This is a genomic window from Amycolatopsis magusensis, assembly GCF_017875555.1.
In the GTDB taxonomy this organism is placed as follows: Bacteria; Actinomycetota; Actinomycetes; order Mycobacteriales; family Pseudonocardiaceae; genus Amycolatopsis; species Amycolatopsis magusensis.
This window is the reverse complement of the sequence record NZ_JAGGMS010000001.1, coordinates 9,299,105-9,324,283: the sequence shown is the minus strand read 5'-3', so window position 1 is coordinate 9,324,283 and position 25,179 is coordinate 9,299,105. Positions and strand designations below refer to the sequence as shown.

Here is a 25,179-nt window from a genome sequence, read left to right as displayed (position 1 = left end):
CGGCGTGCACGCTACCCGGAGCCACGCGGGGTGCCGCGCGCCAGCACGCCCCAGACCACCTTGCCGCCCGCCATGGACGGCGTGCAGCCCCACACCTTGGTCAGCTGGGCGACCAGGAGCAGGCCCAGTCCGCCGTAGTACCCCGACTGCCCCTCCCGGAGCCTCGCCGGTACGGGCGAGTCGTCGGCGACCGCGACGCTGAGCACCTTCGGGCGCAGTTCCAGCCGCAGCACGGCGCCGGACTCGGTGTGCGCCAGCACGTTCTCCACCAGTTCGTTGGCCACGCTCCGCGCGTCCGCGACGACCTCGGGCGCGAGCTGCCAGTCCTGGCACACGTCGCGGGTGAAGTCCCGGCTCTGCCGGGCGGTGCCTTCCGCCCTGGGCAGCGCGAGCCTGGCCCGCCGTCGGTCCGGCGGCAGTTCGGCGCCGCGCAACGCGGCGGCCACCGTCGGGTAGACCGGCATGAACCGGGCGATCGCGCCCTCGGGCAGGCCGGCCGACACCAGCACGAACGGGATGCCCGGCCAGTCCGTCACCCGCATCCACACCTGGGCGAAGATGCTCAGCAGGCTGCCCGCCACCGGGACCAGGTCGTCGATCACCACCACCAGCACGTGCGGCTGCTCCGCGGCGCACTTGAGCAGGGTGTCGCGGACTTCGGGGTAGCTGCGGACGTCGAGCGCACCGGTGAGGGTGACCACCGTGGCGTCCGGCTCCTCCTGGAGTCCGATGTGGACGCTCGTCGTCCGTCCGGTCATGTCGGCTCCGGTTCTCCGGTCTCGGGGGGACTGAGGGAGGTGAGGAACTTGCGCAGCACCCCGGCCGCGGCCGCGGACTCCTCCACCGCCCGCCCGTACCGCCCGAGGAGCAGGGAGTGGCCGCGGACTTCGGCGTCCACCGCCATCCTCCTGGCCAGGCCGGCCTTCTCGTCGAGTGAGCGCAGCGCCATCCCCAGCGCGCGCTGGAACTCCTGACCCTGCGCGGACAGGAGTGCTTCGGCCGACCAGGCGTGGCCGATCCGGCACCGGAAGTTGCCCGCCCCGGGCTGGACCTCGGTGAGCGAGCCCTGGCAGTCCGGGCAGGTGTAGGCGGAGGCGTGGGGTGCCACGCCGCTGACGCCGTTGCGGGCGATGCGATCTTCCAGGCGCAACGCCGGTGACGGCTCCGGCAGTGCCACGGCGTCCAGTTCCTCCTTGGACAGGTCGGCCAGCAGAGCACCGAGCCGGCTGGCCGGCACCACGTGGCTGACCTCGGCCTGCTGCCGGGCGGCCTCGGGCATGCCGGGGTAGAGCGCGTCCTCGGCCGACTGGGTCACGCCGACCCCGCCCCGCTCGACGATCGCCCGCAGGCCCAGCGCGCCGTCGTCGAGCACGCCGGACAGCACCACCCCGATGGCGCGCGGCCCGGCGCTCAGCGCCGCCGAGCGGAACAGGGCGTTTACCGCGGGCCGGTGGCCGTTCTCGGTCGGACCGGTGGACAGGGTGAGCTTTTCCCCGGTGAGCAGCAGGTGCTGGTTCGGACCGGCCACGTAGATGTGGCCGGGTTCCACGTCGGCCCCGTCGACGGCGGCCCGCGCGGGCAACGGCCCGGCGCGGTCCAGGATCAGCGGCAGCGCGCTCGTCCCGCCCGCGGGCAGGTGCATCACCACGAGCACGGCCGCACGCAGGTCTTCCGGCAGGCCCGAGACCATCGTGCGCAGGGCTTCGACGCCACCGGCGGAAGCGCCGACGACGATCCGATCCCGGGTGAACCGGGCCACTGGGGGAACCTCCTCCGCGGGGATCACCCGCTTCGGCTACCCCGATGCGCTGTTTCTACGCTTCCGGCGGATACCGGCGGGCGGCCTTGGCTCCAGTATCCGCCTCGATGCCCACCTGGAGATCGAAGCCGGAACCTGTCACCCGGATGGGTCACGAGGGTCACGGGCGGACTAGCACCGAGAAGAAGATGGGCTGCCGTGCGGGCAGCAGTTCCCGATCCGCCTCGTCGACCATCTTCCAGTAGACGCGGCAGTCGACCGGCGCGGTCGGCGGGGCGCTCACCGTGACGGTGACCTGCACGTGCTGCTGCGGCGCGGTGTCGTTGACCGGGATGCGTTCCGGGGTGCGGCAGTCGCCGGCGTCCACCGGATCGGTGCGCTTGAGGTACCGGCCGCGCCACTCGACCGTGCCGGTGTTCTGGATCTCCCACACCTTCACGAACTGCGTGCCCGGCTTGACCACGGTGTCGTCGGGGATGGTCACGTCGGCGACGAACCTGCTCGAGTCACCCGGGTAGGGCGGGCCGGCCGGTTCCGCGGTCTCGGCTGGCTGCTCGCGGGGGAGGAACGTGACGACCACAATCGCGACGGCCACGGCCAGCGCCGCGGCGACGGGGACGAGCACGCGCTTCGAGCGCCACCACGCGGTGGCGGGCGCCGGCGCGTCCTCGGCGAGCGCGAGCTGGGTGGCCGACCAGCGGCCGTGCCACTCGTCCTCATCACCGTCGCAGGCGCGCACGAACTCGCGGACGGTCTCCCACGGCTGCAGCCGCTTGCCGGTGACGGTGAGGTGGAGGGTGGCATGGGACACCGCGCCGGACTTCGACGCCATCCGGCGGAACGAGGGCTCCCCGGCCCGCGCTCGCAGCTCCCGCAGCCCGGCCATGAACTCCTCGAGCGCCGGCGCCCGCTCTTCCGCTTCCAGTCTCGGCACGCTCCCCCGTGGTGGCCGTGTCCATCGGACACCGATTTCCGTCACCCTCCGCGACCGCCCGACTATACCGCGAACGGCGGCCCTGATCAGCGCCGATCCCGTCCGCGGCCGGTGTCAAACGCTGTCAACCTGGGGCTTCTTGACGTCAGGCGTTGCGTCACCCCGGTTCCGCACGGGCCGCGGACCGGCCAGGGTCGGAGGGGTCCACAGCAGCAGACGCACCAGCAGCGAGAGAAGGAGCAGACATGCGCAAGATGGCGTTCGCCGCGATGTTCACCGCCCTTTCCGGCGCCGCGCTGACCGGCACGATGGCTGCCGGGCAGGCCGCGGCCGCACCTTCGGTGAACATGGAAGCGGTGGTCAAGGCGGCCATGTGGGACCCGTACAAGCCCGACCAGTCGATCACCCCCGGGTCCGGGGACAGCGTCAAGGTGGTCGAGCAGGCGCTGGCGGCGAAGAACCTCCTCGACGGCAAGCAGGTCGACGGGCACTTCGGCACCTCGACGGTGACCGCGTACGCGAAGTACCAGAAGTCGCTGGGCCACAGCGGGCTGGCGGCCAGCGGCCTGCCGGGCACGGGTTCGCTGACCGAACTGGGCAAGGGCCGGTACACGGTGACCGCGGCGATCAGCGTGGGCTCGAAGACCACCATGGACGGCCAGACGGTCAACAAGCGCACCGCCGACATGATCAAGGCCGCGGAGCAGCGGGCCGGGGTCGACTTCACCGTCACGCAGGGCTCGTACAACGCCGGTGGCGTGGGCGCCTCGGGTGGTACGCACGACGGCGGCGGGGCCGTGGACATCTCGGTCAAGAACATCTCGAACCCCACTGCCGCGGTGAAGGCGCTGCGTGAGGTCGGGTTCGCCGCCTGGCACCGCACCCCGAGCCAGGGCGACTGGGTGGCGCACATCCACGGCATCGCGATCAGCGACACCGACATGTCGCCGCAGGCCCAGGCGCAGGCTGGGGACTACTTCAAGGGCCTGAACGGACTGGCGAACCACAACTCCGACGACGGTCCCCAGGTGAAGAAGGTGACCTGGGAGGAGTTCAAGCGCGGGTGACCGCGTGCCACTGGGGGTAGGGGCGGGCGGCCACGCGGCCGTCCGCCCCTCTCAGCTGCGGAAAGTGCGGCGGTAGGCGTCCGGTGGCACGCCGACGGTGCGGTTGAAGTGCCGCCGCAGCGTCGTGGCGGTGCCCATGCCGACGGCCGCCGCGATGGTGTCGACGCTGTCACCGGTGGTCTCCAGCAGTTCCTGCGCCCGGCGGATCCGCTGGGTGAGCAGCCACTGCAGCGGGGTGGTGCCGGTGACCGCGCGGAAGTGGCGGCCGAGGTGGCGTGAGCTCAGGTTCGCCCGGCGGGCCAGGTCCTCGACGGTCAGCGGCTGGTCCAGCCGTTCGCTCACCCAGGGGAGCAGTTCGGCGAGCGGGTGGTCGTCCTGGGCGGGCACCGGCGCGGGCACGAACTGGGCCTGACCGCCCGCCCGGTGCGGGGGCACGACCAGGCGCCGGGCGACGGTGTTGGCCACCACCGAGCCGTGGTCGCGGCGGATCAGGTGCAGGCAGAGGTCCACCGCGGCGGCCTTGCCCGCGGCGGTCAGCACGCTGCCGTTGTCCACGTAGAGCACGTCCGGATCGACCACCACCAGCGGGTACCGGTCGGCCAGCACGCCGGTGTGGGCCCAGTGCGTGGTCGCGCGCCGTCCGTCCAGCAGCCCGGCGGCGGCGAGCACGAACGCGCCCGTGCAGAGCGACGCGACGCGCGCGCCGGCCTCGTGGGCCGCGCGAACCGCGTCGACCAGGTCGGCGGGCGGGTCGTCGTCGACGTCGGCCAGTGCCGGGACGAGCACCGTGTCGGCGTGTTCGAGCTGGTCGAGGCCGTGGTCGGGGTCCAGGTGGAAGCGGCCGACCCGGACCGGGCCGGTGGCGCAGATGGCGACTTCGTAGAGGTCGTCGCGGAAGATCTCGTAGGCCACGGCCAGCTCGAAGTGCAGCATTCCGTCGGCCGCGGCCAGGGCGAGCTTGCGCATGTCCGAAATTGTACGGGTCGTGTCGTTCCGGACACTGTCGCCGGGGGCCCGCGCCGATCAGGATGTTCACTGTGGAAAGAGAAACAGTGGTGGTGTTCGGTGCCTACGGGCACACCGGCCGGTTCGTCGTGGCGGAACTGCTCGACCGCGGGTTCGCCCCGGTCCTGTCCGGGCGCGATCCGGAGAAGCTGCACAAGCTGGCCCAGCCGGGGACGGCGGTCCGGCCCGCGTCGGCCGACGACCCGGCGGCGCTCGACCGGGCGCTGGCCGGGGCGGCCGCGGTGATCAACTGCGCCGGGCCGTTCGCCGTGACGGCGGCTCCGGTGATCGAAGCGGCGTTGCGCGCGGGCATCCCGTACGTGGACGTGGCGGCCGAGATCGAGGCGAACGCCGACACGTTCGCGCGGTTCGCGGGTGCCCCGACCCCGGTGGTGCCCGCGATGGCCTTCTACGGCGGCCTCGGCGACCTGCTGGTGACCACGGCGATGGGGGACTGGACCTCGGCCGACGAGGTGCACGTCGCGTACGGCCTGAGCAGCTGGCACCCGACGGCCGGGACGCTGGTCGCGGGCGAGGTCTCCGCGCGGCGCCGCAACGGCCGCCGCGTCCGGTTCACCGGCGGCAAGCTGGAGTACCACGACGACGCGCTGCCGACCCTGGAGTGGCCGTTCCCCGAGCCGCTGGGCCGCCGCCCGGTGGTCGGCGAGTTCACCATGGCCGACGTGGTCACCGTGCCCAGCCACCTGGCCGTGCCGGAGGTGCGCACGTACATGGCGGCCGACGCGGCGAAGGACCTGGCGGCGTCCTCGGCGCCGGTCGCGGTCGACGACCGCGGCCGGTCCGCGCAGACGTTCGTGGTCGACGTGCTCGTGCGTTCCGGCGGGGCCGAACGACGGGTGGTGGCGAGCGGGCAGGACATCTACGCCGTCACCGCGCCGCTCGCCGTGGAAGCGGTCCGCCGCCTCCTCGCCGGTCAGACCCTGGCGACCGGGGTCGCGTCAGCCGGGAAGATGTTCGACGCCCCGGACTTCCTGCGCTCGTTGTCCGCGCACCTGAAGATCAGTTAGGCGGCGCGGCGGGTCTCGAAATGTTGCTTGACCCGTTGCAACGTGGTGTCGATGTTCGAGAGGTTGGTCCCGGCGCGGTCCGGCTGGCCGGTGATGAAAATGGCGAACGGCACGAACCAGCGCGGCACGCGCAACCAGTTGGTGACGGTGAGCCTGCTGCCGTCGCCGTCGGCGGCGATGTCGTACTCCCAGCGGGAAATGGGCACGAAGAACGGGGTGCGGACCCGGTAGGCGAAGCGGTGGCCGGGTTCCGCTTCGACGATTTCGGCGTGGGTCACCCAGCGGCGCCACCCGTTGCGGTTGCTGCCGGAGAACCAGTTCCCCACCGCGGCCTCGGTCGCGCCGCGGATCCAGCGGGCCTTGTAGAACTCCTCGGCGAACTGCGCCATCGCGACCGGATCGCTGACCAGGCGGTACACCTCCTCGGGTGGGGCATCGACCGCCACCTCGCCGACGGCGAGCGGTTCGGTGTAGGTGAGCTTGTCCCTCGGGTTCGTCATGAGGTGGCACCTCCCAGTCAGGTGCCACCTCACCAGTGCTGGTTCCGTCCGTCAAGATGCCAGAATCACGAAAACTTCAGCTTTTCGCAGCCAGCCGCACGGTGACGGTCACGCGGCCTTTCGCGTCCCGGTGCGCGGTGGCGTGACCGGTGCGGCTGGTTTCGTCGAGTTCGAGGGAAATCGGGCCGCCTGCGCCGGTGAAATTGCGCCACCACGATTTCGCCTCCGGCAGCCGCACGCCGATGGTGACGAGGTCACCGGACCGCCGGAAGCCCACCGGAATGCGGAATTCCCGGCCGGAGCGGCGTCCCGTGTAGGTGACGATGGTGAGGTATCGGCGGACCCGGCCGCCCCAGCGCCGTGAAGAGCGCAGCCTCAGCACGGCGGCATTGAACCCGCCGACCGCTCGTTTCGTCCATTTCCCACCGCGTCGCATACGGCCACGCTAGCCGGGAAAGCGGAAATGGTCTTCCGCTTGGACCAAAGTGAGAAAGTCGGTGGGGTAGTTGACTCAACTACGCAATCGGGAAGGTGATCCGGAAGGTGGCGCCTTCGCCGGGCGCGGTGGTGACGGTGACCGTGCCGCCGTGGGCGGTCACCAGCGACCACACGATCGACAGGCCGAGTCCCGCGCCGCCGCCGTGGTCGCGTGCCCGGGAGGTGTCGGCGCGGTAGAACCGGTCGAACACCCGGGAGACCTGGTCGCCGGACAGCCCGGGGCCGGTGTCCGCCAATTCCACTGTGGACTGTCCGGCCGCGGTGCCGACGCCGATCCGCACGGCCGAACCCGGCGGGGTGTGGGCGACGGCGTTGCCGACCAGGTTGCTCACCACCTGCCGCAGCCGGTCCTCGTCGCCGAGGATCGGGGCGGGCGCGGGATCCGGCGCCGGGCCGAGGCCGGTGAGCGTGACCTCCCGGGACGGGTCGAGCGCGCGGAGGTCGTGCAGCGCGTCCACCGCGAGCGAGCGGAGGTCCATCGGCGCTTTTCGCAGGTGCAGCCCGCCTTCGTCGAGTTGGGCGAGCAGCAGCAGGTCGTCCACCAGTCCGGTGAGGCGCGTCGACTCGCGTTCGATGCGGTCCATCGTCGCGTCGATCTCGCTGCCGCCCATGCGGTAGAGCTGCGCGAAACCGCTGATGCCCGCCAGCGGAGTGCGCAGTTCGTGGCTCGCGTCCGCGACGAAGCTGCGCAGCCGTTCCTCGGAACGCGTGCGCGCGGCCACCGCCGCCTCGATCTGCGCGAGCATCCCGTTCAGCGACTTGGTCAGCCTGCCCACTTCGGTGGATTCGGCCGCGGTGAAGGGAACTCGCCGTGACAGGTCACCGGCCGCGATGGCGGCGGCCGTCTCCTCGATCCGGCGCAGCGGGCGAAGTCCGGCACGCACCCAGAACCAGCCCGCGGTGGCCAGCACGAGCAGCAGTCCCGTGCCCACCAGCACGCAGACCCACCGCACCCGCGCCACCGTGTCGTCCACTTGGGACAGTGCACCCGCGACGACCACGCTGCCCCCGCCGCGGGTGGGCAGGGCCAGCACCCGCCAGCCCGGTACTTCGAACGGCGTGCGGTCGCGCGCGAGCACGGCCGCGCGGTCGAGCGGCGGCAGTACGGGCACCTCGGGACCGTGGAGGGACAAGGTCGCCCGGCCGTCCTCGCCGAGGTAGGCGAGGTAGAGGTCGGCCGGGCCGTCCTCGGGCAGCCTGCCGCCCGCGAGGTTCGCGATCAGCGGTTCGGGTGCCGCCGCCAGCACCCCCGCGGCGATCGACACCTGCAGGTCGACCCGCTCCACCAACGGTTTCCGCAGCGCCACCAGCACCACCGCGCTGCTGGCGACCATGCCGGCCACCAGCAGCGTCATCGCGATCAGCAGCACCCGCGTCCGCAGTGACAACCGCTTCACCGGGGCACCCGCAGCACGTAGCCCACGCCGCGCACGGTGTGGATGAGCCTGGGTTCGCGGTTGTCGAGCTTGCGCCGCAGGTAACTGATGTAGGACTCGACGATGCTGGCGTCTCCGCCGAAGTCGTACTTCCACACGTGGTGCAGGATCTGCTCGCGCGTGAGCACCCGGTCGGCGTTCTCCAGCAGGAACCGCAGCAGGGTGAATTCGGTGGGGGACAGGGAAACCGGCACGCCGCCGCGGGTGACGAGCCGCGCCGCCGGGTCCAGCTCCACGTCACCGACGGCCAGTACGTCACGCGGGAAACCCTGCGTGCGGCGCAGGATCGCGCGGATGCGGGCGATCAGCTCCTCCAGCCGGAACGGCTTGGTGACGTAGTCGTCGCCGCCCGCGGTCAGCCCGGCGACCTTGTCCTCCCCGGCGTCGCGGGCGGTCAGGAACAGCACGGGCACGGTCCGCGCGGGCCCGGCGCCCGCACGCAGGCGGCGCAGCACCTCGAAGCCGTCGACATCGGGCAGCATCACGTCCAGCACCACCAGGTCGGGCGGCCTGCTCGCGGCGAGCGCCAGCGCGCCGGCCCCGCTCGCGGTGGCGGACACCGCGAACCCGGCGAACCGGAGGCTCGCCGCGAGCAGTTCCCGGAGCGTCGGATCGTCCTCCACCACGAGCAGGTCGGCCGTCATGCCCGTTGAATCTGCCACTGTCGTGCGCCCGCGACGAGCAGGCACGCCACCGAACCGGCCGCGAGTCCCACGCCGGCCGCGATGAACACGTCACCGGTGAGGCCGAGCGAGATCGGGAACGGCCCGGCCCGCAGGGACAACTGCGCACCGCCGAGCCACGTCATCGCCGCCCAGCAGAGCGCGGTCACCCAGGGCGCGTGCCAGCGCGCGAACACGGCGATCAGCACGACCACCGCGGTGGCGAGCACGGCGAGCGGCCACAGCGGCTGCTCGAGCGGGCCGAGTCCGCCGGTCTCGATGGTGGGCAGCGGCAGGTTCGGCCCGGCCAGCTCCCACGGCACGCCGAACCCCCTGGTCAGGGCCACGGCCAGCAGGTTCGGCGCGGCGAGCAGCATGGTGCCGAGCATCTTGGCGCCACCGGTGAACGACACCACCACCCCGGTCGCCATCGCCGCGCCCGCCGCGCCCACCAGCACCAGGGCCACCCGGCGGACCCACGGCAGGCGCCACATCGCCACCCGCGCACCGACGACGGCCACCAGCCACGGGATCGCCCCGACGGGCGGTCCCACGTCGAACTGCCCGGCGGGCAGGAACGGCAGCACGACCAGCCCGGCGGCGAACACCGCCACCGCGCCCGCCACCCGCTGCCAGTTGGTGAGCACGATCGTCAGCAGCACCGCGCCGACCAGGGAGACACCCAGTGGCAGCAGGGAGATCGAGCCGGTCACGCGCTCGCCGAGCTCGACGGAACCACCCACGGCGAGTGCTACGGCGGCCGGTGCGGCGGTCCCACCGAGGCTGAGCAGGCCCACGCCGAGCAGCGCCCACCCGGCCATGCCGCCCAGTGCGGTCAGCCCGGCCGCGCCGCCGACCAGGACATCGCGCTTCACACGTCCCTCGTCCGCAGCACGGTGTACCCGATCGCGCCGACCGCCGCCACGAACCCGCAGAGGAGCGCGAACCCGGTCAGCGGCGGCAGCGCTTCCGGCACCGGCAGCACGTTCACGATCTTCTCGCCCGCCGCCGTCGGCCAGTAGCGGTCCATCCAGTCGCTCCAGCTCGCGGGGAAGCTCTGCGCGACCAGCCGGATGAGCAGCGTGGCCGACACGAGCACGCCGATCGCGCCCGCGGTCGACCGCATCAACGCGCCGAGCCCGAGACCGAGCAGGCCGATCGCCGCGAGGTACAGCCCGCTGCCGACGACCGCCCGCAGCGCCTCCGGCTGCCCGAGCGTGGCGTACGGGACCCCGGCGTCGGCGATCAGCGCCTGCCCGGCGAGGAACGAGGCGAAGCCGATCACCTGGCCGAGCAGCAGCGCGACGCCCGAGAACACCGCGGCCTTCGCGGCGAGCAGGCGGCCGCGCACGGGCACCGCCACGACGCTGGGCTGGATGGTGCCCGTGCTGTATTCGGCGGTGATCACCAGCACGCCGAGCACGCCGATCGCCAGTTGCGCGACGATGATGCTGGTCAGGCTGATGGCGGTCGGGTCCCAGTCGGCCTCACCGGCGTACGCCTTGGCCTTGCCCGCCGAAGCCATCGCGGCGATGCCGACGCCGAGCAGCACGGTCACCGCGGCGGTCAGCCAGGTCGAGCGCAGGCTGCGGAACTTGGTCCATTCGGAACGCAGCACGTTCATGCGCGCACCCCGTATTCGACCGCGTCCTCGGTGAGCGCCATGAACACCTCTTCGAGGGAGCCGCGTGTCGGGGTCAGCTCCGTGAGCGCGATCCCCTCACCGGCGGCGAGCTTGCCGATCTCGGTGGCGGTCCGGTCGAGGACGTGCAGGGCGTCGTCCCTGGCTTCGAAGGTGGCGCCGGTGCGGCGGAACAGGCGGGCCAGCCGGTCCACCTCGTCGGTGCGGACGAGCACGGTCTCGTCGCCGTTCTGGCGCAGGAAGTCGTCGATCCCGGTGTCGGCGATGAGACGGCCGCGGCCGAGCACGAGCAGGTGCTGAGCGGTCAGCGCCATTTCGCTCATCAGGTGGCTGGAGACGAGGACCGTGCGGCCTTCGGCGGCGAGGTCCCGCATCAGGCCGCGGATCCAGCGGATGCCTTCGGGGTCGAGGCCGTTGACCGGCTCGTCGAACATCAGCACGGGCGGGTCGCCGAGCAGCGCGCCCGCGATGCCGAGGCGCTGGCTCATGCCGAGGGAGAAGGTCCCCGCCCGGCGCCCGGCGACACCGGAGAGGCCCACGAGCCCGAGCACCTCGTCGACGCGTTCGCGGCCGATGCCCGCGGTCTGGGCGAGCGCGAGCAGGTGCTGGGCGGCGGTGCGGCCAGGGTGCACGGCACGGGCGTCGAGCAGGGCGCCGACCGTGTGCAGCGGGCGCGGGAGTTCGGCGTACCGCCTGCCGTGCACGGTGACCGTGCCCGCGGTGGGCGCGTCCAGCCCGAGCACGAGCCGCATGGTGGTCGACTTGCCCGCGCCGTTGGGCCCGAGGAAGCCGGTCACCCGGCCCGGCTGGACGGTGAAGCTGAGGTCGTCGACGGCGAGCTGGTCGCCGTAGCGCTTGGTGAGGCCACGTGCCTCGATGGTCTGGTCCATGGGGCCGAGGCTGTCCGCGCCAGGTGACGACCGGCTGGGAACGCGGGGCGTACGCCGGGGTGGACCGGAAAAGCTCCCAGGAAACTCCCAGGAACGTGGCAGCATGCTGGGCGTGATGCTGCTGGTTCCCGCGGACGTCCTGCGCCCGCGCCGCCCCGACGACCACTTCGCGGCCGAGGCCGACGCCGCCCGTGCGGCCGGGCTGACCGTCGCGCTGGTCGACCACGACGCGCTGGCGAAACCGGGCGGCGCCGAGGAAGCCGTGCGCCGGGTGCCCTCGGCCGGACCGGCGAGCTACCGCGGCTGGATGCTTCCCGCCGAACGCTATGCCGACTTCGAGGCCGCCTTGGCGGGCCGGGGCGTGGTGTTGCGGACGACGGCCTCGCAGTACCGACGGGCCCACGAACTGCCCGGCTGGTACGCCGATCTCGCCGGAATCACGCCGACTTCGGTGTGGACGGACGGCGATGCGCGCTCGGCGTTCGAGCAGGCCTGCGATTCGCTGGGACCGGGTCCGGCGGTGCTCCGCGACTACACCAAGTCGATGAAGCACTATTGGCGGGAAGCGGCGTATATCCCGGAGGTGGCCGACTTCGAGGCCGCCTGGGCGGTGGCGAGCCGGTTCCGGGAATTGCGGGACGCCGACTTCGCGGGCGGATTCGTGGTGCGGCGGTTCGAGGACTTCGCTTCCGCCGAGGCCCGAACCTGGTGGGTGAACGGGGTTTGCCGCCTCGTCGGCCCGCACCCGGACACCCCGGACGAACTGCCCGCGGTTTCCGTGGCGGCGGCGGAACCGTTGATCCGCGAACTGGACCTGCCCTTCGTCACCGCCGATTTCGCCCGACGCGAGGACGGGACCTGGCGCCTCATCGAACTCGGCGACGGTCAAGTGAGCGATCGTCCCGTTTCCGTGCCACCCGCCGAACTGGTGGCCCTGCTGACATAGTGGGGCGCATGGACTGGGGGCCGTGGTTGCGCCGGTGGAGCGAGGAATGGGTCAGCGTCGCGGAGGAACGCGAGCTGGAGCCGGAAGTGGCGCGGGAGCGGTGGCTCGGCTTCCCGCCGGCGACCGAAGAGGCGGTGGTGGCGGTCGAAGCCCGGCTCGAACGCAGGCTTCCGCCGTCGTACCGGGATTTCCTGCTGATCACGGACGGCTGGCGGCACGCCGGCCAGTTCGTCTGGCGCCTGCGCGACACCAGCGATGTGGACTGGCTGTCCGTGCTCGAACCGTTCTGGGAGGAGTCCTGGGAAGGCGAAGAAATGCTGCACCATGGGGTCCTCATCTCGCGTGATGCCGACGCGGGCATCCTCTTCCTCGATCCGGGCGACGTCGACGAGAACGGGGAATGGGCTGCCTACAGTCTCTTTTCCTGGCGCGCCGAACCACCCACGCGCTTCCCGTCGTTCACCGCGTTGATGGAGGACCTCTACGCCGAGTTCCACCAGATGCGCAAGCCGGCCGGTGAGACCCGCGACCTCTGGGACGCCGAGGTCGAGCGCGCCCGGTTGCTGGCGCTCGCCGGGGAGGTCGACGAAGCCGAGTCGATCCTGAGGAAAGCGGACGAGTTCGGCCGCGTCCGGGCCACCGTGCTGCTGGTTCAGCTGCTCCTGTTGCAGGACCGGCACTACGAGGCAGGCACGCTCGTCGGGCGGTTGCTGTACCCGTCCTTCGCGCCGGACGAGTTCTACACCGATCCGCTGTTCACCGAGGAACTGCTGCCCTGGCTGCTCTTCCAGGGGACCTTGCCCGGCCGCAATTCGATCCTGCGGACGGCCCTGTACGGCGAGCAGCTGGAACTCCGCCGTGCCCTCGCCATCGCCGAGAAGGCAGGCCCGCCAACCTTCGGCAACCCCGAGTTCGACGCACTGGTGCGTCAGGCTTTGGCGGGCGATCCGGACGCCGTGTGGCCGTCCGTGCAGGCCGTGCTCGCGCAGTGGCGGCCGAGGACCGCCGACCACATCGCGCCGATCGCCCTGCTCACCGATCCGGTGCTGGCCTCGACCCTGACCGCGGAGCGTGGCCGCGCCCTGCTTTCCCAGCCGCGCTCGCTCACGGACTGAGGCGGTGGAGGTCGCGCGGGAACAGCGTGGTGTACCGGACGTTGTCCAGGCCCAGCACCCGCGCGACCCACCGTTCCAGGCCGATCGCGAAGCCGCCGTGCGGGGGCATCCCGTGGGCGAAGGTGTCCAGGTAACCCCGGTACGGCCCGGCGTCCATCCCGCGCTCGGCGAGCGCGGTGAGGTAGTCGGCGTGCCGGTGCAGGCGCTGGCCGCCGGTGACTAGCTCCAGGCCGCGGAAGAGCAGGTCGAAGCTGTTGGTGTAGCCGGGGCGGTCCGGTTCCGGGTGCGTGTAGAACGGCCGCTTGCGCGACGGGTACCCGGTGACGAACAGGAATTCGGAGTCGTGCGTGCGCTTCGCCCAGTCCGACAACGAGCGTTCGTGCTCGGGCGCGAGGTCCGGGTCGTCCCGCCCGAGCATCTCCTGGGCCTCGGCGAAGTGGAGCACGGGAATCTCGGCGGGCACGCGGGGGAGCGCGACCCCGGGCACGCGCTCGGCGATCGCCGCGGTCATCCCGGCGAGCACTTCGCGGAGCAACGCCATGACGTCGCGGTGGTCCTCGATGAACCCGAATTCGGCGTCCAGGCTGGTGTACTGGGCGAGGTGCCGCGCGGTGTCGTGGGGTTCGGCGCGGAAGACCGGGCCCACCTCGTAGACGCGCTCGAACACGCCGACCATGGCCTGCTTGAACAGCTGCGGTGACTGCGCCAGGTACGCGCGGCGCCCGAAGTAGTCGAGTTCGAAGACGTTCGCGCCGGATTCGGTGGCCGAGCCGACGATCTTGGGTGTGTGGATCTCGGTGAACCCGCAACCGTCCAATGTGGACCGGAAGCCGCTGACGCCGGCCGCGGCCACGGCGAACCGGGCACGCGCCTTCGGATGACGCAGGGCGATCGATGCGTGGTCCAGGATCGTGGGCAGGGTCGCCGAGAGCTCCGGCCGGTACAGGTCGAACGGCGGCGTCACCGCGGGTTCGGACAGCAGCGTGATCGACGGCCGCGTGAGTTCCACCCCGTCCGGTGCCTGCGCGTTCTCGGTGACCACGCCCCGGACCTCGACGACGGTTTCCGCGGGGAGCGCGGTGTCCGGCGGCACCACGACCTGGGCGAGCCCGGAACGGTCCCGCAGCACGAGGAAGGCCACGGATTTCAGCTGCCGCAAGCGGTGTACCCAGCCCGCCAGGCACACCGGGTCGCCGACGTGCCGCGGCAGGTCGGCAGCCAGTACCCGCGAGCTGGTCACCATGCTTCGCAGGGTAGGCACCCCACGACCGCAGGCGCGCCCCCTTTTCCGGGCCCGCGTGAACCGATCAGGAATCGAGAAGCGCGGTCCGCCGCGGCGCGCCTAGCGTGACCTGCATGGATCTCACCATCAACGCCAGTTTCCTCCCGCAGGACGACCCGGACGCCGCCCTCACCTTCTACCGCGACATCCTCGGATTCGAGGTGCGCAACGACGTCGGTTACGACGGCATGCGGTGGATCACCGTCGGGCCGCCGGGCCAGCCCTCCACCGCGATCGTGCTGCACCCGCCCGCCGTCGACCCCGGTATCACCGAGGACGAGCGGCGCACCATCGTCGAGATGATGGCCAAGGGCACCTACGCCGGTCTCGTACTGGCCACCAAGGACGTCGACGAAACCTTCGCGAAGCTGCAGGACAGCACCGCCGAGGTCGTCCAGGAGCCGACCGACCAGCCCTACGGCATCCGCGACTGCGCCGTCCGCGACCCGGCGGGCAACCTGCTGCGGATCCAGGAGGTGAAATGACCCCGGGCTTCTTCGCGTGCTACGTCCTGGAGCAGCCGGGAACCGGGGTCGATGTGGCACGATCGCGCAGGTGAGCAGCAAACCCGCGGCCGAGCAGCGCCTTGACGACCTGGCGCGGCTGCGCCGTGTCCGCGACCGGATCGATCGCGAATACGCGCAGCCCCTGGACGTCGAGGCGCTCGCGCGCGGGGTGAACATGTCGGCGGGGCACCTGAGCCGTCAGTTCCGGCTCGCGTACGGGGAATCGCCGTACGGGTACCTGATGACGCGGCGCATCGAGCGGGCCATGGCGTTGCTGCGCCGCGGCGACCTCAGCGTCACGGAGGTGTGCTTCACCGTGGGGTGCTCATCGCTGGGGACGTTCAGCACGCGGTTCACCGAGCTGGTCGGCGTGCCGCCGAGCGTCTACCGGCGGGAGCAGGCGGAGGCGACGGCGGGCATCCCGTCGTGCGTGGCCAAGCAGGTGACCAGGCCGGTGCGGAGCAGGTGAGGGGATCGATGCGGATCGGGGAACTGAGCAGGCGGACGGGCGTCCACGCCCACCAGCTGCGCTACTACGAGGCACAGGGGCTGCTGGAGGCGGACCGCGGCCCGAACGGCTACCGCGAGTACGGCGAGGACGCGGTGCTGCGGGTGAAGCAGATCCGGCACCTGCTCGGGGCCGGGCTGTCGTCCGAGGACATCGCCTACCTGCTGCCCTGCGCGACCGGAGAAGCCCCGGACCTGATCGGGTGCCCGGAACTGCTGGCGGCCATGCGTTCGCGCCTGGAGCGGCTCAACGAGCAGCTGGCCCGGCTCGCGCAGTCCCGTGACGCGCTCGCCGACTACATCGACGCGGCGGAGCGGATCGGCGGCGAGCACTACCCGCCGTTGACGATGCCGGCCTGAAGCCCGCGCGGGAAACGGGGTGGGCCCGGTGAGACTCGAACTCACACTGGCACGGACCTAAACCGTGTGCCTCTGCCAATTGGGCTACGGGCCCCGCTCGCGGGAGCAGCCTAGCGCCCGGCCCGGGCGGGGTGGATCGGCGGGCGGATGCGCGGTGATCTAACGTTGGGGCCTGCGACAGGCTGCCTGGCGAGGAGGACCCGTGGCGCGCGACCCGGACACCATTGAGCGTGAGATCGAGAAGGCCAGGGAGGCGCTCGCGTCCACCCTGGACGAACTCAGCGTCAAGGCGAACCCCAAGCGGCTCGCGGATTCCGCGAAGACCAGCGTGCTGGCCAAGCTGAGCGAGCCCAAGGTGAAGTACGCGCTGATCGGCGCCGGCGCGCTGGTCGGCGTGCTGCTGCTGCGGAAACTGTTCCGCTGACTCAGGCGCGGGCGACCGGCGGCTTCGCTTCCAGCTCTTCGCTGGCGTCGCCGGTCTCCGTGCGCTGGGTGCCGATGGCCTCGCCGATGTCGGTGAACACCCCCGCCGCGGGGTCGTCGATCGCTTCCTGGAGCTCCGACCTGGCTTCCTGCGCGGATTCCCGCGGGGCCTCTTCCGGGCGGGTCAGGCGCGCGCTCATGTAGGCGTGCGTGAACTCGAACGCGCTGCCGTTGAGCAAGTGCACCACGGTCGCCTTCTCGCCCCCGGCGAGCTTCTCCACCAACTGGTCCGCGCGGTCGCGGGCGGCGATGATGCCGGGCGCCCTGCCGGTCAGCGGCTCACCCTCGAGCCCGCTGACGGTGACCGTCCAGTCGTCGTTGTCCGGCGTGTACGTCGCCGTGATGGTCGCCGCCATCCGCCCCACCCCTCTCGCAGCTGACACCCCGGTCGGGGAAAAGCTGGTGCCGTGGCATTGTAGATCCGTTGACGGTTCTATCGATACCGCACGAGCGACGCTGTGTCACAGCTAACCGGGAAAATGCTACGGCCGGTAGTCGAGTGCTGGCTCAGATGACAACACGATCGTGCAATCCGGCCCACAACAGGTCCATCGCGTAGCCGGTAACCATCTCCGGGGTGATTTCCTCGTGCCGTTCGGTCCAGATCGCCAGCCGTTCGCAGGCACCCACGACGAATTCCGCGGAGGCTTCCACCTGCAGGGGTGAGGCGGCGCTGAAGTACCCGGCCATCAACGCGGCGATCAGATCGGTCTGCTGCCGCCGGGTGGCCTCGATGCCGTCGGCCGCCGGCGTGCCGATCAGCGTCATCTCGTGGCGCAGCAGCGACCACGACTGCCGCCGCTCGCGGATGAACACGAAGAACGCGAGCAGGCCGCGGCGCAGCGCGTCCTCGGCGTCGGTGGCCTTCGCGACCGCCTCCTCGGTGGCGGTCCGCAGTTCGGAGCGCGCCTGCTCGATGCACGCCAGCAGCAGGCCTTCCTTCGAGTTGAAGTACTCGTAGAGCATCGGTTTCGACACGCCGACCCGTTCGGCGATGTCGTCCATCGACGCGGCGACGTACCCGCGTTCGGCGAACACCGCCTCGGCCACCTCCACCATCTGGCGCTCGCGCTCGGCGCGGGGCATGCGCTTGCGCCGCGGGGCCTGCTCGGTTGTCATGCGCCCACTCTACCGACCGTCTACCGCCGGTAACCTACTCCGAGTAAGATGGACTCCGGGTAACAGTAAAACGGCGTGGAGGACAGGGCATGAACCAGCGCGACGAAACCGGTGTGCTGATCATCGGGACCGGCTTCTCGGGCCTCGGGATGGCCGCGAAGCTCCGCAAACAGGGCCGCAGCGACTTCGTCATCCTCGAGAAGGCGCAGGAGGTCGGTGGCACCTGGCGCGACAACACCTATCCGGGCTGCGCGTGCGACATCCAGTCGCACATGTACTCGTTCTCCTTCGAGCAGAATCCGTCGTGGTCGCGGGCCTTCTCACCGCAGCCGGAGATCTGGGACTACCTGCGCGGGTTCGCCCGCAAGTACGACCTCTACCGCTACGTCCGCTTCGGCCAGGAGATGACCGGCGCGCGCTGGGACGAGGCCGAGCAGCGGTGGCACGTGAGGACCCGCGCCGGCGACGAGTTCGTGGCGCGCTTCCTGGTGGCCGGGGTCGGCGCGCTGCACCTGCCGCAGATCCCCGACCTGCCCGGTATCGAGTCCTTCGAAGGCCGCGCCTTCCACTCCGCCGAGTGGGACCACGACTACGACCTGCGCGGCAAGCGCGTCGCGGTGGTCGGCACCGGGGCGAGCGCGATCCAGTTCGTGCCGAAGATCGCCGAGGACACCGCCGCGGTGCACCTGTTCCAGCGCACCCCGCCGTGGATCATGCCCAAGCCGGACCACGAGATGCCGGAGTGGTCGAAGAAGCTGTTCGCACGCGTTCCGGGTGTGCAGCGGCTCTACCGCGACCTGCTCTACTGGGTGCTCGAGGTGCGCGCGGTCGGGTTCAACGGGCGGCCGTGGCTGATGAAGCTGGCGCAGAAGCTGGCGAAGGCGCAGATCAACAAGGCCATCAAGGACCCGGAGCTGCGGCGCAAGGTCACCCCGGACTACACGCTCGGCTGCAAGCGGGTGCTGATCTCCAACGACTACTACCCGGCGCTGGCCCGCGACGACGTCGAGGTGGTCACCGACGGCATCGCCGAGGTCAAGCCGCACAGCGTGGTGGACAGGGCGGGCGTGGAGCGCGAGGTCGACGCGATCATCTACGGCACCGGGTTCCACGTCACCGACGCCTTCGACGAGCTGGAGATCACCGGCGTCGGCGGCAGGCAGCTCAACAAGGAGTGGGCCACCGAGGGCATGCGGACCCACCTCGGCATCACCGTGGCCGGCTACCCCAACCTGTTCTTCCTGCTCGGCCCGAACACCGGGCTGGGGCACAACTCGGTGGTGTTCATGATCGAGTCGCAGACCGACTACATCAGCGACGCGATCCGCCTGGTCGAGCGGACCTCCTCGGGCTCGATCGAGCCGCGGGAGTCGGTGCAGGACCGGTTCAACGCCGAGATCCAGGGTCAGCTGGAGCGAGGCATCTGGACCCAGGGCGGCTGCCAGAGCTGGTACCTGGACGCGCAGGGCGTCAACCGCACCATCTGGCCGGGCTTCACCTGGCGCTACTGGCTGAAGACCCGGAAGGTCGACCCCGCCGACTACCAGCTGATCGGCCGCAGCTGACCCGGCCCGCAATGCTAGGAGTGGGGCATTACTTGCGTTCATTGCTAGTAATGCCCCACTCATAGCATTCGCTCCGGCTCAGGCGCCCCGGCTCGGGCGGCGGGCAGTGACGGTGCGCTACGTGCTGGGTGGGGCGGACAGGGTGCGCAGGCGGCCCAGCAGGTCGGCGGCGCCCAGGCCGCACAGGGAGGCCAGTTGTTTGATGGCACCCTCGTCGAGCTGGATTTCGCGGGACGAGTTGCCGTGGTTCAGCCTGCCTTCGGCCCACCGGCGCAACGGCAGCAGTTCGGGCTGGTTGTCGGCGACCACCTGGCGCAGGTCCAGCCGCACCCGGCCGGGCTCGTCGGTGAACACCCGGCGGTGCACGCGCGCGAGCAGGTCCTGCGGCAGCTCGTCCATCGCCAGGCACAGCTCGACCAGCCGCGTCACCGAGCACTGCCGCGTGCCGAGTTCGTAGGTGGCCAGCGTCTGCAGCGAGATGTCGCTCTGCAGGTGCGAGTTCAGCTCCTTGCGCGTCCAGCCCCGCCGTCGCCTGAGCTTGCGCAGCTCCTCACCGAGGACCCGTTGGTAGATGTCTCCGTCGATCCGCACTCCGCGTCCCCTGCCTCGACCGCGCGCTTGATCGCATTCCGGTGCCGACTCCCCCGTAGGAATGCGAGCTTTGTTCACGGCTATGTAAGTCGGCGGGAAGCCATCTCTTACGCGATTTCCCCCGGGCGTTTTCGAGCCGATACTAATTCCTGCCCGAACGGGGTAGTTCACTAGGCCGAACGGAGTAGCGTCAGTTCACGCAAGTGACGCCGTCAGCTTTGATCGGTTGCTCGGCGCTTCCGCCCGGTGGCTCAGGGGTCTGCTGCGGCTGGGGCGCGGTGAACTGCCGCGCGGGGGCCGAACCGGCGGCCTGCGAGCTGACGCCCGCGCCCGAGTAGTCACTGCCGACGTAGACGGTGACGTGCCCGGCCGCGACGGTCGGGTCCTCCTCGGCGCTGATCTGCCCGCCGAGCGCGTCGGCCACCGACTGCCCGGCGGTCTGCCCGCCGGTGCCGTAGCGGACCACGCTGGTCTTGCGCGAGGAAGCGTTGGAGGTCTCGCCCGCGGTGAAACCCTGGCCGGTGAGCGCCTCGGACACCTTCGCCGCCAGCCCGGTCTTCCCGGAGGCGTTGCGCACGTCCACGGTGGTCTTCGCGTTGTCGGCCCCCGGCGCGGGCGGGGCTCCGGGCGGCGGGCCGGCCAAGCCCTGGACGAACTTCTTCACCTCGCCGGGGTCGACCTGGATGGCCGAGCCGTCGTTCGGCGTGGCGTAGTCCATGTTGACCACCGGGATGGTGCGGAACTCCAGCTGTCCGCCGGTCAGCCCCTTCATCTGCTGGGCGAAGCCGACGATGTCCCAGCCCTGGTTGAGCACCACCGACTTCTGCAGCGCGCCGGCCAGGTCGTTGAGCTTCACCGGGTCGGCCAGCGTGCCCGCGGAGAGCACCTTGCGGGCCAGCCCCGCCATGAACACCTGCTGGCGGACCACGCGGTCGAGGTCACCGCGCGGCAGGCCGTGCCGCTGGCGGACGAAGGCCAGCGCGTCCGCGCCGGACACCGACTGCGGGCCCTTCGCGAAGTCGGCGCCGGAGAACTCGTCCTTCACCGCTTCGTTCAGGCAGACGTCGACCCCGCCGATGGCCGTGGTCACGTCGTGGAAGCCGAGGAGGTTGATCGAGGCGTAGTTGTCGATCTTCGAGCCGGTGAGCTTCTCGACCGTGGCGACCAGGGTCTTCGCGCCCTCCTGGTTGCTGCGCAGTTCGAGCTGCTGCGGGTCGGCGACGCCCTCGGACTCCAGCTTGCGGCGCGAGTCGGTCTTGGCGCGGGCGTAGGCCGAGTTGATCTTGTGCTTGCCGTAGCCGCCGGGGATGTCCACGTAGGAGTCACGCGGCAGGGAGATCGCCACGGCCTTGCTGCCGTCGTTCGGGATGTGCACGAAGATCAGCGTGTCAGTGTTCAGCTCGCCGTCGGCGGCCCCGGCACGCAGCTGCGCCAGCACCTCCTTGGGCAGCGGGTTGCCCTGCGCGTCGGTGCGGCTGTCCATGCCGACGAGCAGGATGTCCCGCGCGCCGTCGGCCGGCTTCTCGCCGCCCGCGTCCTCGGCGAGCACGTCGGTGGTGGTGAGCCCGCTGACCAGGCCCTGCATCGCCGCCCACGCGTACCCGGTCAGGCTCATCACCAGCAGCGAGACCAGCGCCACCGAGATCTTCACCCCGCGGTTCGACCGGCGGGCTGGTGGCGGTGGGGGCGGAGCCGGGCGGCGGGACTCGGGCCGCCGGGCCGGGGAGGCACCGGACGGGCGCCGGGGTGGCAGGTCCCGCGAGGACTGGGCCCGCGAAGGCTGGGCCCGCGAGGACTGCGCACGCGAGGACGGCACCGGACGCGGTCGTGGTGCCGAGGAGTCGTCGTCCTGCCATGGCCGGGCGGGCCGGCGTGCCCCACGGTCCCTTCGTGGCGGGTGCTCCAACTCGGACAGCTCCTCGGTTCGCGTGCCTTACTCGGTTAGACGTACGGGACCCGCACACGGTTGTGCACGGCAAGCATCAGCGTGGCATATCGCTCCGGAAACCGCCCCGCAGCTCCCTCAGTGCGTGGCCCTGGCCACTCTGGGAGTGGCGAAAAGCCTGGTCAGCAGCGTACCGAGGGCGGCGACCACGGCCAGGACGGCGACCACCCCGTGCAGCGCGACGCCCAGCCGGTCGATCACCGGGCCCGCCGTGGCGGACAGCAGCGGCGGCACGCAGGCGAGCGCGGTGAGCACCCAGGTGGCCGGGGCGTCACTGGTGCCGATGCGCTGCGTGTGCAGCAGGAACACGCCCAGCAGCAGGTGGACCAGGTTCTGGATCGGGTCGGGCACGAGCCCCAGTTGGGCGCCGAACTGGGTGAGCGCGAAGCCGAACAGGCCGGTCACCGCGAAGCCGAGCCCGAGCACCACGGCGGACCGGCCGAGCAGCCTGCCCAGGCCGCCGTCGGGCACCGGCACGGAGGGCGGGTGCGGCGAGTGGTCGTGCGCCCGGCGCTCGAACCACCAGAACACCAGCACCGCCGGACCGGCGAGCAGGCCGAGCGCGGCGAGCGTGCGCGGGTGCGTCAGCCACGCCCAGGCGTCGATCACGTCCACCGGCAGGTAGACCACGGTGACCAGCAGCAGCATCGTGGCGAGGAAAGCCAGGTACAGGCTCATCGGCGCCCGCAGCGCCTGCGTGGCGGCCCGGGAGACGTCCTCGCGGGCGGCGAGCCGGGCCAGCGGAGCCGAGAGCAGGCCGAGCAGGCACAGCTGGGCGACCCCGAGCAGCAGCACGGGCAGCGTCGGCGCGGCCAGCGCGGGTGGTGCGCCGGACACGTTCAGCACCATCGGCGACACCCCGCCCGCCGTGGTGACCAGCACCAGCGCGCCCAGCCCGGCGACGGTCCCGGCGACCAGCGGCCCGCGCTTCGGCGTGCCGGACCCGGCGTGCACGAACGCGACCTGCTGGGCCAGCAGCGCGAGGGCGAAACCGCCGGCGTACCGGGCGATCGGCGAGCCGATCAGTTCGGCGGTGACCACCAGCGCGGCCAGCGCGCCGACCACGAGCCAGCCCGAGCGCAGCCGGCGCTGCAGGGCGGCCATCGCCGGGGTGAGCACCACGGTCAGCAGGTAGAACCCCAGCAACCACAACGGGTGCAGGGCGATCCGGGTGACCACCGCGTTGGTGCCCGCCGGGATGTGCAGCAGTTCCAGCGCCATCGGCACGGCGAAGGCGACCACCACGAAGATCAGCGCGGGCCGCAGCAGCCAGCTGACCCGGTGCGCGAGGTACTGCCGGTAGCCGCCGCCGTTGTCCACGCACGCCAGCCAGCCCGCCGCGTTGGCGTGCCCGCCGGCGAAGAAGAACACCGGTGCGAGCTGGGTCAGCCAGGTCAGCGGCCACAGCCAGCCGTCGGGGACACCCGCCCAGTGGCCCAGCGCGACCGCCGATTCACCGAGCACCAGCCCGGTGATCGCGGCCACCGCGAGCACCATCCACCGGCCGCCGCGCAGCACCGGCTGGAGCACCACGGGTGCCGCCGCGCCGGTGGCCCTCGGCACCGCCCGCCGGGTGCGCAGCCAGCCGCGCAGGCGGAACACCAGCAGGCAGCCGATCACCGCGACCCCGGCCAGCATCGGGCCGATCGGCTCGCCGGTGGGCGGGCCCCAGCGCTGGTGCCAGGAGTTGATCACCAGGCCCGCGGTGTACAGCGAGGCGACCGCCTTGCAGGAGCCCGAGGAGTCCATCGGGTTGATGTCGCAGGTGGCCTGCATGTCGGTGGAGAGCCGGGCGTCGAGGGCTTCGCGCCACTTCGGGTCCAGCGGGTGGCCCTGGTTGTCGGCGTAGCGGAGCAGGTCGTAGCCGAGGTCGTGGGACTTGCAGGCGACGCCGAAGTCCCAGCGGGTGCTGTCCTCACCCCACGGCGCGGAGCAGCCGCCGCCGACGTGGATCGCGCGCACGGTGCCGTCGCGGGCCGGTTCGGCCGCCGCGGTCACGCCGAGCACCTCGTTCAGGTCGGCCGGGAGCAGGCCGAGCGCGGTGGGCTGGGCGCCGGGGGTGACGAGCGCCTCGACCGCGCGCTGCGCGTCGGCGACCCCGCCCTGGGGCGGGCCCTGATCGGGCAGGGGCGCGGACCTCGACGCCACGAAGCCGAACGCGACGACGACCAGCGTCACGAGCAGGAGCCAGGCAGAGGTCGACAGTGAAAGCCGGACGCGCCTTGGCGCGTCCGGCCGGGTGTCGGCGGCTGCGGTCATGGACTCCAGGGTCTCAGTCCGGTCTCGGCGAGCACATCCGGATAACCCCCGGACGTCTTCTCCGCAGGTTACCGGCGGTGCGGGGGAGTCCGCCGGATGTCCAAAGGAACCCTTAGTTGCCCCTTCGGCCCACCGCGGTGTGGCACGACTCGCTCACGGACGGTGTTTCCGCTGGTCAGAGCGTTGCAGGTGGAACGGAGGGTGTTCACGCGACTCCAGCGGGACTCGACCGGGCCGCGGCTAGCCTCGGTCCACCGATCCGAGGGGGATTGCCTTGACCTGCCACACCCAAATCCAGCCGACCGCGGCCAGAGTGCTGCTCGGCGTCCACGACGGCGACCTGCGCGCCGACATCGTGGTCGAGTTGTCGGCGCGGCCGGGGCTGGTGCTCGCCGCACCCGCCGACGGCCTGCGGCACCTGGTCCACCGGGCGCGCGGCTGGCGCGCCGACGTGGTCGTGCTCGACCTGACCACCGAAGGGCTGGACGTGGTCGAGGTGAGCAGGCTGCTCGCCGACCCGGCCGCCGAGCACCGCCCGCGCCCGCTGCTGCTCGCCGAGGACGGGCAGGACGAACTCGTGGTGGCCGCCATCCGAGCGGGGGCCCGCGGTGCCGTCGCCCGGTCCTGTTCGGCGCACGAGATCGGCGACGCGGTGTGCGCGGTGGCCGCCGCGGGCGCCTACCTCGACGTGCCGCTGACCCGGCGGGTGCTGGACCGGCTCACCGCGCCCGGCCGGGAGCTGGCGGAGGTGTTCCCGCGGCTGACCCGCCGGGAACGCGAGGTGGTGCAGTACCTGGCGAAGGGCATGACCAACGCGGAGATCGCCGGGGAGACCGCGCTGACGCTGCGCACGGTCAAGTACCACGTTTCGGGGATCCTGCGGAAACTCGGCTGCCGGACCCGGGCGCAGGCCGCCGCGCGGGTGGGGGCCGCGGCGGATTTCCCCGTGCTGGCAACCAAAGTTGAGGAGCGCGCAGGTTAGTGACACCACGCAGGTCCGATCGGGTGGTCTGGACCGCGACGCCGGGAGGCCCGGCCCCGCCCTGCTGCAAGATGACGCCGTTGACGGCGACCGGGGCG

The 25,179-nt window shown here is 71.6% G+C and carries 27 protein-coding genes and 1 tRNA gene; 10 read left to right on the top strand and 18 right to left on the bottom strand.

From position 1 onward, the window contains the following. Positions 1-11: 11 nt before the first annotated feature. The 3 genes from JOM49_RS42120 to JOM49_RS42110 form a co-directional block, all read right to left on the bottom strand. Positions 12-758: an ATP-binding protein gene (locus JOM49_RS42120; protein ID WP_209670421.1), complete on the bottom strand. Its 747-nt coding sequence runs from the start codon at positions 756-758 to the stop codon at positions 12-14. Continuing rightward, positions 755-1,759, bottom strand: a complete 1,005-nt coding sequence (locus JOM49_RS42115; RefSeq protein WP_308159045.1) for a chemotaxis protein CheB — start codon at positions 1,757-1,759, stop codon at positions 755-757. Before JOM49_RS42115 ends, JOM49_RS42120 begins: the two co-directional genes overlap by 4 nt. Before the next feature lie 160 nt (positions 1,760-1,919). Next, the gene (locus tag JOM49_RS42110) at positions 1,920-2,693 is read right to left on the bottom strand and encodes an NBR1-Ig-like domain-containing protein (RefSeq protein WP_209670419.1); all 774 of its coding nucleotides are present in this window, start codon (positions 2,691-2,693) and stop codon (positions 1,920-1,922) included. Between the two features lie 245 nt (positions 2,694-2,938). On the opposite strand from JOM49_RS42110, the gene JOM49_RS42105 reads away from it, so the two are divergent. Beyond that, complete coding sequence (locus JOM49_RS42105; RefSeq protein ID WP_209670417.1) at positions 2,939-3,760, top strand: peptidoglycan-binding domain-containing protein; 822 nt, start codon at positions 2,939-2,941, stop codon at positions 3,758-3,760. Between the two features lie 51 nt (positions 3,761-3,811). On the opposite strand, the gene JOM49_RS42100 is transcribed toward JOM49_RS42105, so the two are convergent. After that, on the bottom strand, positions 3,812-4,726 hold the full coding sequence (locus JOM49_RS42100) for a helix-turn-helix domain-containing protein (protein WP_209670415.1): 915 nt from the start codon (positions 4,724-4,726) through the stop codon (positions 3,812-3,814). Positions 4,727-4,797: 71 nt separating this feature from the next. Between JOM49_RS42100 and JOM49_RS42095 the strand changes: the two genes are divergently transcribed. After that, positions 4,798-5,793: a saccharopine dehydrogenase family protein gene (locus tag JOM49_RS42095; protein WP_308159044.1), complete on the top strand. Its 996-nt coding sequence runs from the start codon at positions 4,798-4,800 to the stop codon at positions 5,791-5,793. On the opposite strand, the gene JOM49_RS42090 is transcribed toward JOM49_RS42095, so the two are convergent. The 7 genes from JOM49_RS42090 to JOM49_RS42060 all read right to left on the bottom strand — a co-directional run bounded on the left by JOM49_RS42090 (position 5,790) and on the right by JOM49_RS42060 (position 11,421). Beyond that, positions 5,790-6,293, bottom strand: a complete 504-nt coding sequence (locus tag JOM49_RS42090) for an SRPBCC family protein (RefSeq protein WP_209670411.1) — start codon at positions 6,291-6,293, stop codon at positions 5,790-5,792. The two genes, JOM49_RS42095 and JOM49_RS42090, sit on opposite strands and share 4 nt — an antisense overlap. Positions 6,294-6,369: 76 nt before the next feature. Next, a complete protein-coding gene (locus JOM49_RS42085; protein WP_209670409.1) occupies positions 6,370-6,729 on the bottom strand; it encodes a hypothetical protein in 360 nt (119 codons plus the stop codon). 79 nt (positions 6,730-6,808) lie between these two features. Continuing rightward, positions 6,809-8,188 carry a sensor histidine kinase gene (locus JOM49_RS42080; protein ID WP_209670407.1) on the bottom strand — a complete coding sequence of 460 codons (1,380 nt, stop codon included), beginning with the start codon at positions 8,186-8,188 and terminating at the stop codon, positions 6,809-6,811. Continuing rightward, positions 8,185-8,871, bottom strand: a complete 687-nt coding sequence (locus JOM49_RS42075) for a response regulator transcription factor (RefSeq protein ID WP_209670405.1) — start codon at positions 8,869-8,871, stop codon at positions 8,185-8,187. The genes JOM49_RS42080 and JOM49_RS42075 overlap by 4 nt, the downstream gene beginning before the upstream one ends. Further along, positions 8,868-9,764, bottom strand: a complete 897-nt coding sequence (locus JOM49_RS42070) for a hypothetical protein (protein ID WP_209670403.1) — start codon at positions 9,762-9,764, stop codon at positions 8,868-8,870. The genes JOM49_RS42075 and JOM49_RS42070 overlap by 4 nt, the downstream gene beginning before the upstream one ends. Next, the gene (locus JOM49_RS42065; RefSeq protein ID WP_209670401.1) at positions 9,761-10,513 is read right to left on the bottom strand and encodes an ABC transporter permease; all 753 of its coding nucleotides are present in this window, start codon (positions 10,511-10,513) and stop codon (positions 9,761-9,763) included. Before JOM49_RS42065 ends, JOM49_RS42070 begins: the two co-directional genes overlap by 4 nt. Further along, complete coding sequence (locus JOM49_RS42060) at positions 10,510-11,421, bottom strand: ABC transporter ATP-binding protein (protein ID WP_209670399.1); 912 nt, start codon at positions 11,419-11,421, stop codon at positions 10,510-10,512. Before JOM49_RS42060 ends, JOM49_RS42065 begins: the two co-directional genes overlap by 4 nt. 115 nt (positions 11,422-11,536) lie before the next feature. Between JOM49_RS42060 and JOM49_RS42055 the strand changes: the two genes are divergently transcribed. Together JOM49_RS42055 and JOM49_RS42050 are read left to right on the top strand one after the other, a co-directional pair. Further along, positions 11,537-12,367 carry an ATP-grasp domain-containing protein gene (locus JOM49_RS42055; RefSeq protein ID WP_245369651.1) on the top strand — a complete coding sequence of 277 codons (831 nt, stop codon included), beginning with the start codon at positions 11,537-11,539 and terminating at the stop codon, positions 12,365-12,367. 8 nt (positions 12,368-12,375) lie between these two features. After that, entirely contained in the window at positions 12,376-13,482 is a 1,107-nt protein-coding gene (locus JOM49_RS42050) for an SMI1/KNR4 family protein (RefSeq protein WP_209670397.1), read from the top strand. On the opposite strand, the gene aspS is transcribed toward JOM49_RS42050, so the two are convergent. Beyond that, positions 13,472-14,725 carry an aspartate--tRNA(Asn) ligase gene (gene aspS / locus JOM49_RS42045; protein ID WP_209670395.1) on the bottom strand — a complete coding sequence of 418 codons (1,254 nt, stop codon included), beginning with the start codon at positions 14,723-14,725 and terminating at the stop codon, positions 13,472-13,474. The two genes, JOM49_RS42050 and aspS, sit on opposite strands and share 11 nt — an antisense overlap. 113 nt (positions 14,726-14,838) lie before the next feature. On the opposite strand from aspS, the gene JOM49_RS42040 reads away from it, so the two are divergent. From JOM49_RS42040 to JOM49_RS42030, 3 genes are all read left to right on the top strand, one after another. After that, positions 14,839-15,249 carry a VOC family protein gene (locus JOM49_RS42040; RefSeq protein WP_209670393.1) on the top strand — a complete coding sequence of 137 codons (411 nt, stop codon included), beginning with the start codon at positions 14,839-14,841 and terminating at the stop codon, positions 15,247-15,249. A gap of 70 nt (positions 15,250-15,319) precedes the next feature. Next, positions 15,320-15,739 (top strand): helix-turn-helix transcriptional regulator, encoded by a 420-nt coding sequence (locus tag JOM49_RS42035; RefSeq protein ID WP_209670392.1) that lies wholly within the window; start codon positions 15,320-15,322, stop codon positions 15,737-15,739. An 8-nt stretch (positions 15,740-15,747) separates the two neighbouring features. Next, the gene (locus tag JOM49_RS42030; protein ID WP_209670390.1) at positions 15,748-16,137 is read left to right on the top strand and encodes a MerR family transcriptional regulator; all 390 of its coding nucleotides are present in this window, start codon (positions 15,748-15,750) and stop codon (positions 16,135-16,137) included. Positions 16,138-16,157: 20 nt separating this feature from the next. On the opposite strand, the gene JOM49_RS42025 is transcribed toward JOM49_RS42030, so the two are convergent. After that, a tRNA-Leu gene (locus JOM49_RS42025) sits at positions 16,158-16,231 on the bottom strand. A gap of 108 nt (positions 16,232-16,339) precedes the next feature. On the opposite strand from JOM49_RS42025, the gene JOM49_RS42020 reads away from it, so the two are divergent. Next, positions 16,340-16,561 (top strand): DUF3618 domain-containing protein, encoded by a 222-nt coding sequence (locus JOM49_RS42020; RefSeq protein WP_209670388.1) that lies wholly within the window; start codon positions 16,340-16,342, stop codon positions 16,559-16,561. Position 16,562: 1 nt separating this feature from the next. Here JOM49_RS42020 and JOM49_RS43595 read toward each other — a convergent pair whose 3' ends face one another. Together JOM49_RS43595 and JOM49_RS42010 are read right to left on the bottom strand one after the other, a co-directional pair. Then, complete coding sequence (locus JOM49_RS43595) at positions 16,563-16,976, bottom strand: hypothetical protein (protein ID WP_245369650.1); 414 nt, start codon at positions 16,974-16,976, stop codon at positions 16,563-16,565. 151 nt (positions 16,977-17,127) lie between these two features. Further along, positions 17,128-17,739, bottom strand: a complete 612-nt coding sequence (locus tag JOM49_RS42010; RefSeq protein ID WP_209670386.1) for a TetR/AcrR family transcriptional regulator — start codon at positions 17,737-17,739, stop codon at positions 17,128-17,130. Positions 17,740-17,828: 89 nt separating this feature from the next. On the opposite strand from JOM49_RS42010, the gene JOM49_RS42005 reads away from it, so the two are divergent. Further along, the gene (locus JOM49_RS42005) at positions 17,829-19,304 is read left to right on the top strand and encodes a flavin-containing monooxygenase (protein WP_209670383.1); all 1,476 of its coding nucleotides are present in this window, start codon (positions 17,829-17,831) and stop codon (positions 19,302-19,304) included. A gap of 117 nt (positions 19,305-19,421) precedes the next feature. Here JOM49_RS42005 and JOM49_RS42000 read toward each other — a convergent pair whose 3' ends face one another. From JOM49_RS42000 to JOM49_RS41990, 3 genes are all read right to left on the bottom strand, one after another. Further along, the gene (locus JOM49_RS42000) at positions 19,422-19,895 is read right to left on the bottom strand and encodes a helix-turn-helix domain-containing protein (RefSeq protein WP_209670381.1); all 474 of its coding nucleotides are present in this window, start codon (positions 19,893-19,895) and stop codon (positions 19,422-19,424) included. A 190-nt stretch (positions 19,896-20,085) separates the two neighbouring features. Next, positions 20,086-21,801 (bottom strand): LCP family protein, encoded by a 1,716-nt coding sequence (locus JOM49_RS41995; protein ID WP_443626819.1) that lies wholly within the window; start codon positions 21,799-21,801, stop codon positions 20,086-20,088. A gap of 117 nt (positions 21,802-21,918) precedes the next feature. After that, positions 21,919-24,099 carry a phospholipase A2 gene (locus tag JOM49_RS41990; RefSeq protein WP_209670380.1) on the bottom strand — a complete coding sequence of 727 codons (2,181 nt, stop codon included), beginning with the start codon at positions 24,097-24,099 and terminating at the stop codon, positions 21,919-21,921. A gap of 274 nt (positions 24,100-24,373) precedes the next feature. On the opposite strand from JOM49_RS41990, the gene JOM49_RS41985 reads away from it, so the two are divergent. Further along, on the top strand, positions 24,374-25,081 hold the full coding sequence (locus JOM49_RS41985) for a helix-turn-helix transcriptional regulator (protein ID WP_209670378.1): 708 nt from the start codon (positions 24,374-24,376) through the stop codon (positions 25,079-25,081). Positions 25,082-25,179: the final 98 nt, after the last annotated feature.